Annotated in this window: 2 protein-coding genes; both read left to right on the top strand. The window is 74.0% G+C overall.

Annotated features, from left to right (window positions below; all coding sequences use genetic code 11):
* Positions 1 to 7173, top strand: a 7173-nt coding sequence (locus ABT300_RS36865) for a non-ribosomal peptide synthetase (protein ID WP_351685470.1), incomplete at its 5' end; no start/stop codon positions are given.
* The coding region (locus tag ABT300_RS36860; RefSeq protein WP_351685464.1) for a non-ribosomal peptide synthetase at positions 7173 to 10792 on the top strand (3620 nt) is incomplete at its 3' end. The genes ABT300_RS36865 and ABT300_RS36860, both read left to right, overlap by 1 nt.

Below are 10792 nucleotides of genomic sequence, written 5' to 3'. Positions count from 1 at the left end.
CGCACCGGTGATGTCGCGCGCTGGACCGCGGACGGTCAGCTGGAGTACCTGGGCCGGTCGGACGAGCAGGTCAAGATCCGCGGCTTCCGGATCGAACCGGGCGAGGTGCAGTCCGTGATCGCCGGGCACCCCCTGGTGGCGCAGGCCGCGGTGATCGCTCGCGAGGACACCCCGGGTGAGTTGCGTCTGGTGGCCTACGTCGTCCCGGACGCCGACACGGCGGCTGAACTGCCCGAAGCAGTAAGGGAGTTCACGGCGCGGCAGCTGCCGGACTACATGGTGCCCTCGGCCGTCGTCGTCCTGGACGAGCTGCCGTTGAGTGTCAACGGCAAGCTCGACCGCAAGGCCCTGCCCGCCCCCGCATACACCACCGGCACCGGCACCGGCCGAGGCCCGGCGAACGCCCGTGAGGAGATCGTCTGCGCCGCCTTCGCCGACATCCTCGGTCTGCAGAGCGTCGGCGTCGACGACAACTTCTTCCGGCTCGGCGGCCACTCCCTGCTGGGTATCCGCCTCGTCGAGCAGCTCCGCCTGCGGGGCGTCGCGGTGTCCGTGCGGACGCTGTTCCAGGCCCCGACCCCGGCCGGTCTGGCCGCCTCCACAGGTGTCGTCCAGGTGGAGGTGCCGGCGAACCTCATCCCGGCCGACGCGCAGGAGATCACCCCGGAGATGCTCTCGCTCGTCGACCTGACCACCGACGAGACCGAGCGGATCGTGGCCACCGTCGAGGGGGGCGCCGCCAACGTCGCCGACGTCTACCCGCTGGCCCCGCTCCAGGAGGGCCTGCTCTTCCACCACCTCCTCGCCGAGGGCGGCGAGGACGCCTATGTGCTGCGGGCGGCACTGGAGTTCGACACCCGGGAGCGTCTGGACGCGTTCGTCGAGGCGCTGCAACTGGTCGTGGACCGGCACGACATCTTCCGTACGTCCTTCGTCTGGGAGGGCCTGCGCGAGCCCGTGCAGGTGGTGTGGCGCCGCGCCGTCCTGCCGGTGGTCGAGGTGACCCTCGGCCCGGACACCACCGACCCGGCGGCCGAGCTGCAGGCGATCGTCGGTTCCTCGATGAACCTGGGCCACGCACCACTCCTGCGGGTGGACTACGCGGCGCTGCCGGGCGGGGGCTGGATGGCGCTGACCCGGATGCACCACACGGTGCGCGACCACACCGCGCTGGAGGTCGTGCTCAGCGAGGTCCGGACGATCGTGGCCGGGCGGGCCGCGGACCTGCCCGCGCCGATGCCGTTCCGCAACTTCGTCGCACAGTCCCGTCGTGGAGTGTCGCTCGCGGAACACGAGCGGTACTTCGCCGGTCTGCTCGCCGACGTGGACGAGCCGACCGCGGCGTACGGGGTGCTGAACGTGCGCGGCGACGGCGCGGACACCGTGCACGAAGTGACCGCCTTCAGCGAGGAGCTGAACACCCGCCTGCGGGAGATCGCGCGCCGCCTGGGCACCAGCCCCGCGACGCTGCTGCACGTGGCGTGGGCCCGGGTGCTGGCCGCGGTCAGTGGCCGCGAGGACGTGGTCTTCGGCACCGTGCTGTACGGCCGGATGAACTCCGGGGCCGGCGCCGACCGGGTGCCCGGACCGTTCATGAACACGCTGCCCGTCCGCGCCCTGACGGACCGCCACGGTGTGCTCGCCGCCGTCACCGCGATGCGCGACCAGCTGGCCGAGCTGCTGGAGCACGAGCACGCGCCGCTGGTGGCGGCACAGCGGGCCAGCCGCATCGTCGGCGACGCACCGCTGTTCACCTCGTTCATCAACTACCGGCGCAACGAGGCGCAGAGCCCCGAGGAGCGCGCGGGCGAGGTGATGGAGGGCACCCGCCTGCTGCTGTCGCGAGAGCGCACCAACTACCCGCTGGTCATCCTGGTCGACGACAACGGCGACGGGATCGAGGTCGCGGTCGACGCCGTGGGCTCGATTGACTCGGCCGAGGTGGGCACGCTGGTGTGCACCACGACCGAGAACCTGGTCGGCGCACTGGAGAAGGCGCTGGACGGTGGCCCGGAGCTGCCGCTGAACGAGGTCCGGGTGCTGGGCGAGGCCGAGCGCGCACGCCTGCTCACGGAGTGGAACGACACGGCGGACGAAGTGCCGGCCGGCACCGTCGGGAACCGCTTCGAGGCCCAGGCGGCACGCACCCCCGACGCGGTGGCGATCGTCGCCGACGGCGAGCGGGTGACGTACGCCGAACTGGACGCCCGGGCGAACCGGCTCGCGCACTACCTGGTCGGCCAGGGCGTCGGCGCCGAGTCCGCGGTGGGCCTGGCGCTGCCGCGCGGCGTCGAGATGATCACCGCGATGCTGGCGGTCTGGAAGGCCGGCGCCGGCTATCTGCCCATCGACCCCGAGCAGCCGGCCGACCGGGTGGCGTTCATGCTCAGCGACTGCCAGGTGGCCCTGGTGCTCACCACCGAGGAGTTCCTGGACGAGCTGCCGGCCGGCCGGATCCGCGCGGTGACGCTGGACGGCACGCTGACGGCGATGCAGCTGGCCGCGGCCCCCTCGACCGCGCCGGAGACGGCGGTGGACCCGGGCTGCCTGGCCTACGTGATCTACACCTCCGGCTCGACCGGCCGCCCGAAGGGCGTGGCGGTCACCCACGGGGCGCTGGCCAACTACGTCGCCACGGTTCCGCCCCGGATCGGGTACACCGGGCCGGGCGCCCGGCACGCCCTGCTCCAGGCGCAGGTCACCGACCTGGGCAACACGGTGTTGTTCGCGAGCCTGGTGACCGGCGGGGAGCTGCACATCCTGGAGGAGGGCGCGGTCACCGACCCGGCCGTGGTCTCCGGCTACCTGGCCGAGCACCGCATCGACCACCTGAAGGTCGTACCCTCGCACCTCGCGGCGCTGAGCGCGGTGGCCGGCCTGGAGCAGGTTCTTCCGGCGCGGTCGCTGGTCCTCGGCGGCGAGGCAGCCGCCCCGGACTGGGTGCGGCGGCTGGTGGCCGCGGCCGACGGGTGCGCGGTCCACAACCACTACGGCCCCACCGAGACCACCATCGGCGTCGCCACCACCCGGCTGACCGCCGAACTGGTCGCCGACGGAGTGGTCCCGATCGGCAGGCCGGTCGGCAACACCCGGTTCTACCTGCTGGACGCCCGCCTGCAGCCGGTGCCGGTGGGCGTGGCGGGCGAGCTGTACGTCGCGGGCGCCCAGCTGGCGCGCGGCTACGTCAGGCGTCCGGGCCTCACGGCGGAGCGGTTCGTAGCCAACCCGTTCGAGCCGGGCCTGCGGATGTACCGCACCGGTGACCGCGCACAGTGGACCACGGACGGCCAGGTGGTCTTCCTCGGCCGGGCCGACGAGCAGGTGAAGATCCGCGGCTACCGGATCGAGCCCGGCGAGGTGCAGGCGGCGCTGGCCGCGCACCGGCAGGTCGCCCAGGCGGCGGTCGTCGCGCGTCAGGACACCCCGGGCGAAACCCGCCTGGTCGCCTACGTGGTGCTCGGCGATGGCGTGGACGGCGAGAGTCTGCCCGCGCAGCTGCGGCAGTTCGCCGCCGAGAAGCTGCCGGAGCACCTGGTGCCGTCCGCCGTGGTGGTGCTGGACGCGCTGCCGCTGGCCGCCAACGGCAAGCTGGACCGCAAGGCGCTCCCGGCCCCGGACATCGCGGGCCGGGCCGGCGCCGGCAGGGGGCCGGCCGACGCCCGCGAGGAGCTTGTCTGCGCGGCCTTCGCCGAGGTGCTGGGCCTGGAACGGGTCGGCGTGGACGACGACTTCTTCGAACTGGGCGGGCACTCCCTGGTGGCCGTCCGGCTGGTGGAGATCCTCCGCGCGCAGGGCGTCTCGATCTCCGTCCGCACCCTGTTCGACACCCCCTCCCCGGCGGGGGTGGCGGCCTCCGTGGGCGCCGAGCGGATCACCGCGCCCGCCAACCTGATCCCCGCGGGCGCGCGGGAGATCACCCCGGACATGCTCTCCATGGTGGACCTGACGGAGCAGGAGGTCGCCGCCGTGGTCGCGGCCGTCCCCGGCGGCGCGGCGAACGTCGCGGACGTCTACCCGCTGGCCCCGCTCCAGGAAGGCCTGCTCTTCCACCACGTGCTCGCGGATGGCGGCGACGACGCCTACGTGATGCCCGCGGTGCTGGAGTTCGACTCCCGGGCCCGCCTGGACGCCTTCGCCCGGGCCATGGACCAGGTGGTGAACCGGCACGACATCTACCGCACCGCCTACGTCTGGGAAGGACTGCGCGAGCCGGTGCAGGTGGTGCTGCGGCACGCTCCGCTGTCGGTCACCGAGGTCGCGCTGGACCCACAGGCCGCCGACCCCGTGGCCGAACTCGTCGCCCACGGCGGCCACTCGATGGACCTGGCCGACCCCCCGCTGATCACCCTGCACATCGCGGCCGCGCCCGGAGGCGGCAGGTGGCTGGCGCTGGTCCGGGCCCACCACATGGTGCGCGACCACACCGCGCTGGTGGTGTTGCTGACCGAGGTCAAGGCATTCCTGACCGGCCGCAGCGCCGAACTCCCCGCACCACTGCCGTTCCGCGACTTCGTCGCCCAGGCCCGCGGCGGCGTGGCGCGGGAGGAACACGAGCGGTACTTCGCGGCCCTGTTGGGCGACGTCGAGGAGCCGACCGCGCCGTTCGGCCTCGTCGACGTGCGCGGTGACGGCGCCGCCCTGGTCCGCAACCGGGTCGCGCCCGCCCCCGAGGTGGACGCCCGGCTGCGCGAGGTGGCCCGACGCCTGGGCACCAGCCCGGCGACCCTGCTGCACGTGGTCTGGGGCCGGGTCCTCGCGGCCGTCTCGAACCAGCCGACCGTGGTCTTCGGCACGGTCCTGTCCGGCCGGATGAACGCCGCCGCCGGCGCCGACCGGATCCCCGGCCCGTTCATCAACACCCTGCCGGTACGCATGCCGGGGCGACGCCTCGGCGTGGTGGCGGCCGTCGCCGCGATGCGCAGCCAGCTCGCCGAGCTGCTGGAGCACGAGCACGCCCCGCTGGTGCTCGCCCAGCGCGCCGCCGGCGTGGCCGGCGGCAGTCCGCTGTTCACCTCGTTCATCAACTACCGGCGCAACGCCGGCCAGAACCTGGACGAGCGCTGGGACGGCGAACTCGACGGCAGCCGCCTGGTGTTCGCGAACGAGCGCACCAACTTCCCGCTGGCGCTGATGGCCGACGACAACGGCGAGGACATCGCCCTGTCCGTGGACTCGGTGGCACCGGCCGACGGCGCCGCGGTGGGCGAGCTGGCCCGCAACGCGATGGCGAACCTGGTGTCGGCGCTGGAGACGGCCCTGGACGGCGGCCCGGAGCTGCCTCTGGACGCGGTGGCGGTGCTGGACGAGGACGAACTGCACCGCATGCTCGACGAGTGGAACAGCACCGGCCGTGGAGTGGCCGCGGCGACGCTGCCGGAGCTGTTCGCGGCACAGGCCGCCGCGACTCCCGACGCGACTGCGGTGGTCGCGGACGGCGTGAGCCTGTCGTACGCCGAGTTGGACGCGCGGGCCAACCGGCTGGCGCGGCTGCTGATCGGCCGCGGCGTGGCCCCGGAGTCGATGGTGGCGGTGGCCCTGGAGCGGGGCATCGACCTGGTGGTCGCCCTTCTCGCGGTGGTGAAGGCCGGTGGCGCCTATCTGCCGGTGGACCTCTCGTACCCGGCGGAGCGCATCACCCACATGCTGGCCGATTCCGCGCCGACCCTGCTGCTGACCGACGGCCGTGGCACCCTGGCCGCCGCCGGCCTGGCCCGCGTGGTGCTGGGGGAAGAGGAGACGGCACGCGAGCTGGCGGGCTTCTACGAGGGCCCGCTGCGGCCGGCGGAGCTGCGCGCACCGCTGGGTGCGGACAACGCGGCCTATGTCATCTACACCTCCGGCTCCACCGGGCGTCCCAAGGGCACGGTCGTGCCGCACCGGGCCGTCGACCGGCTGGTGCGCGACAGCGGCTACCTGGAGCTGGGCCCGGGGAACGTGGTCGGCCAGCTCTCCTCGGCCTCCTTCGACGCGGCGACCCTGGAGATCTGGGGCCCGCTGCTCAACGGGGCGACCCTCGCTGTCGCGGCGCCCGGCGCCCTGTCCGTGGCCGAGCTCAAGGCCTTCCTGACCGACCACGCCGTGGACACGGCCTGGCTGACGGCCGGCCTGTTCCACGAGGTGGTCGACCAGGACGTGTCCGCCCTGGCCGGGCTTCGCCGCCTGCTGGCCGGCGGCGACGCCCTGTCACCGGCGCACTGCCGCCGCCTGCTGGCCGCACTGCCCGAAGTACGGCTGTTCAACGGCTACGGCCCGACCGAGAATACGACCTTCACCACGGTCCACGAGATCCTCGCGGCCGAACTGACCGAGGGCACCGCCTCCGTGCCGATCGGCGGCCCCATCGCCGACACCCGGGTGTACGTACTGGACGCCGGGCTGCGGCCGGTGCCGGTCGGGGTCGAAGGCGAGATCTACACCACCGGCGCCGGCCTGGCCCGCGGCTACGCGCAGCAGGCCGCGCTGTCGGCCGAGCGGTTCGTGGCCTGCCCTCTCGAGCCGGGCGCGCGGATGTACCGCACCGGCGACCGGGCACGGTGGACGGCGGACGGGCGGCTGGTGTTCGCCGGCCGTACGGACCACCAGGTGAAGATCCGCGGCTTCCGCGTCGAGCCGGGGGAGGTCACCGAGGTGCTCGCCGAGCACCCACAGCTGGCGCAGGTCGCGGTCGTCACCCGTGAGGACGCCTCCAACGGCCCGCGCCTGGTCGCCTACGTCGTCCCCGCCGACCCCGCTGGCGACGAACTGGTGGTCGGGGTACGGGAGTTCCTGGCCGACCGGCTACCCGAGTACCTGGTCCCGTCGGCGGTCGTGATGCTCGACGCGCTGCCGCTGACCGCCAACGGAAAGCTCGACCGCGCGGTCCTGCCCGCCCCCGCGTCCCCGACCGGCGGGGGGCGCGGGCCGGCCGACAGCCGCGAGGAGGCCCTCGGTGGCCTGTTCCGCGAGGTGCTCGGCCTCGCGGGGGTCGGAATGGACGACGACTTCTTCGCCCTGGGCGGCCACTCCCTGCTGGCCACCCGCCTGGTGACCAGGGTGCGGGAAGTCCTGGGCGTCGAACTGCCCCTGCGGGCGGTGTTCGAGGTACGCACCGTGGCCGGCCTGGCCCGGCGCGTGGGAACCGAGAAATCAACCAGGCCGGCTCTGCGGCCGATGCGCAACCACGAGGAGTCCTGATGGTTCCCCTGTCCTTCGCCCAGCGCCGGTTGTGGTTCATCGGCCAGCTGGACGGCCCGAGCGCCAGGTACAACCTCCCGGTCGTGCTCCGGCTCTCGGGTCGGGTGGACGGCGCCGCGCTGAACGAGGCGCTGCGGGACGTCATCGGCCGCCACGAGGTGCTGCGCACCGTCTACGCGGTCACCGACGGCGAGCCGTACCAGCGGATCCTTGAACTCGACGAGCTGGACTGGGCCCTGACCGTGGCCGAGGTCGACCCAGCCGGCCTGGACGAGGGGGTCACGGCCGCGGCGGAGTACGCCTTCGACCTGGCACAGGAGGTCCCGATCCGGGCCCGGCTGTACTCGACCGGCCCAAAGGAGCACACCCTCGTCCTGACCACCCACCACATCGCCGGCGACGGCTGGTCCATGCGCGTCCTCGCCCGGGACATCTCGGTGGCGTACGCGGCGCGCACGGCAGGCCGGGCGCCGGCGTGGGAGCCGCTGCCCGTGCAGTACGCGGACTACGCGCTCTGGCAGCGTGAGCTGCTCGGAGACGAGGGCGACCCGGACAGCAGGCTGTCGCGACAGGTCGCCCACTGGCGCGAGGCCCTGGCAGGCGTGCCCGAGGAGCTGGCGCTGCCGGTCGACCGCCCGCGCCCCGCAGTCGGCTCCTACCGCGGCCACCGGGTGCCCCTGGAGGTGCCCGCCGAGGTGCACGCGAAGCTCGCGGAGCTGGCGCTGGCCGAGGGGGTGACCCCGTTCATGGTGCTCCGCAGTGCCCTGGCCGTCCTGCTCGCCCGTCTGGGCGCCGGTGACGACATCCCGATCGGCTCGGCGGTCGCCGGGCGCGCCGACTCGGCCCTCGACGACCTGGTCGGCTTCTTCGTCAACACCCTCGTCATCCGCACCGACCTGGCGGGCGACCCCAGCTTTCGCGAACTGCTGGCCCGGGGGCAGGAGACCGCCCTGTCGGCCTTCGAGCACCAGGACGTCCCCTTCGAGAAGCTGGTCGAGGAGCTCGCGCCCACCCGCTCGATGGCGCGCCACCCGCTCTTCCAGGTCATGCTGAACCTCCAGAACAACGCCGCGGCGGTGCTGGAACTCCCCGGGCTGCGCGTCGAGGTGGCCACGGCGAACGCCCACGGGGCCAAGCTCGATCTCGAGGTCGACTGCTGGGAGACGTTCGACGAGGCGGGCCGGCCGGCCGGTCTGCGCGGTTCGCTGACTGTGGCCGCGGACCTGTTCGACGCGGAATCGGCCCGGTCACTGGCCGAACGCCTGGTGCGGGTGCTCGAACAGCTCGTCGCCGACCCGTCGGCGCCGGTGAAGACCGTCGAGGTGCTGGAGCCCGCCGAGCGTGAGCGGCTGCTGCTGGAGTGGGGCGGCGCGGCGGCCGGGACGGAGCAGTCGACTCTCCTGCCCGAGTCGTTCGCGGCCCAGGCGGCACGGACGCCGGAGGCGACCGCGGTCGTCTCCGAGGGTGTGGCGGTGTCGTACGCCGAGCTCGACGCGCGGGCGAACCGGCTGGCTCGTCACCTGGCCGGCTCGGGCGTGGGCGCCGGATCCGTGGTGGGTGTGTGCCTTGAGCGGGGCGTCGAGCTGGTGGTGGCGCTGCTGGCGACGCTGAAGGCCGGCGCCGCGTATCTGCCGCTGGATCCGGAGCATCCCGCCGAGCGGCTCGCGTACGTGCTGGACGACGCCGCGCCCGCGTGCGTGGTCACCTCGGCGGAGTGCGCCCCGGTGCTGCCCGAGGGTGTCGTGCGGGTGCTGGCGGAGGACCCTGCCGTCGCGGGGCTGGACGGCGGGCCGCTGGGCACGGTGGTGCGGCCGCAGGACGCGGCCTACACGATCTTCACATCGGGGTCGACCGGCAGGCCCAAGGGCGTCGTGGTCCCGCACGCCGCGCTTGCGGCGCACCTGCGGGGCGCGGGGGAGCGGGTGCCGCTGTCGGGCGGTGACCGGCTGGTGGCCGTGACCACGGTGTCGTTCGACATCGCGGCGCTGGAGCTGTTCCTGCCGCTGGTGTCCGGCGCGTCGGTCGTGGTGGCCTCCCGCGAGGTGGTGCGGGACCCGGCCGCGCTGCTGGAGCTGGTGGCCTCGTCCGGGGCGACCGTGGTGCAGGGCGTTCCGTCACTGTGGCGGGGCGTGCTGGAGGCGGGCCCCTGGCCGGCCTCGGTACGGGTACTGGTCGGCGGCGAGGCGCTGCCCGGCGAGCTGGCCGCGCGACTGACGGCCACCGGCGCGCCGGTGGTGAACGTGTACGGGCCGACCGAGGTGACGGTGTGGGCCACCTCCGCGCCGGTCTCGGACGAAGGGCCCGTGCTGGTCGGCCGTCCGTTCGCGGGCGTGCAGGCCTACGTGCTGGACGAGCGCCTGCGCCCGGTCGCGCCCGGGGCGACGGGCGAGCTGTACCTGGCGGGGGCGCAGGTCGCGCGCGGATACCTGGGCCGCCCCGGCCTCACGGCCGAGCGCTTCGTCGCCGGCCCGTTCGAGCAGGGCGCCCGGATGTACCGCACGGGAGACCTGGCGCGCTGGACCCGGGACGGGCAGCTGGAATGCCTGGGCCGTGCCGACGAGCAGGTGAAGGTTCGCGGCTTCCGGATCGAGCCGGGCGAGGTCGAGGCCGTGCTGTGCGCGCACGCCTGCGTGGACCGGGCAGCCGTGACGGCCCGCGAGGACGTCCCGGGAGACGTCCGCCTGGTCGCGTACGTGGTCGCCCGGACCGGCGCCGCCGTGGACACCGCGCAGCTGCGCGCGCACGCGGGGCTGAGCCTGCCCGCATACATGGTCCCGTCGGCGGTCGTGGTCCTCGACGCGCTGCCGCTCACCGCCAACGGCAAGCTGGACCGCAAGGCCCTGCCGGCCCCCGAGCACACGGCGGGTGCGGGCCGCGGCCCGGCGACCGTCCAGGAGGAACTCCTCTGCGGTGCCTTCGCCCAGGTGCTGGGGCTGCCCCAGGTCGGGGTCGACGACGACTTCTTCGCGCTCGGCGGCCACTCCCTGCTCGCGACCCGGCTGGTCAGCCGGATCCGTGCGTTGCTGGGAATCGAGCTGCCCCTGCGCGCGCTGTTCGAAACGCCCACCGTGGCGGGTCTCGCCAACCGGCTGGTCGACGCGGCCGCGGCTCGGCCGGCCCTGATCGCGGGAGGGCGCCCCGAACGCGTCCCGCTGTCGTTCGCGCAGCGACGCATGTGGTTCATCGGACAGCTGGAGGGCCCCAGCCCCACCTACAACATCCCGGTCACGGTACGGCTGACCGGAACCGTCGACCCTCAGGCCCTCGACGCGGCCCTGCGCGACGCACTCGCGCGCCACGAACTGCTGCGCACGGTGTTCGCGGTGGGCGAGGACGGCGAGCCGTACCAGCGGATCATTCCGGTCGAAGCTCTGGAGTGGGAGCTCTCGGTCGTGCCGGTGGCGCCGGAGGAGCTGGACGCCTCGGTCGCGGGGGCGGCCGGGCATCTCTTCGACCTGGCCTCGGAAGTGCCGATCCGGGCCTGGCTCTTCTCCACCGCGCCGGACGAGTACGTCCTGGCGGTGGTGGTGCACCACATCGCGGGTGACGGCTGGTCGTGGGCGCCGCTGGCGCGGGATCTGTCGGTGGCGTACGCGGCGAGGTCGGCGGGTGCAGTTCC

It is taken from the genome of Streptomyces sp. NPDC001027 (assembly GCF_040299045.1).
GTDB lineage: Bacteria > Actinomycetota > Actinomycetes > Streptomycetales > Streptomycetaceae > Streptomyces.
This window is presented reverse-complemented; position numbering and strand designations above follow the sequence as displayed.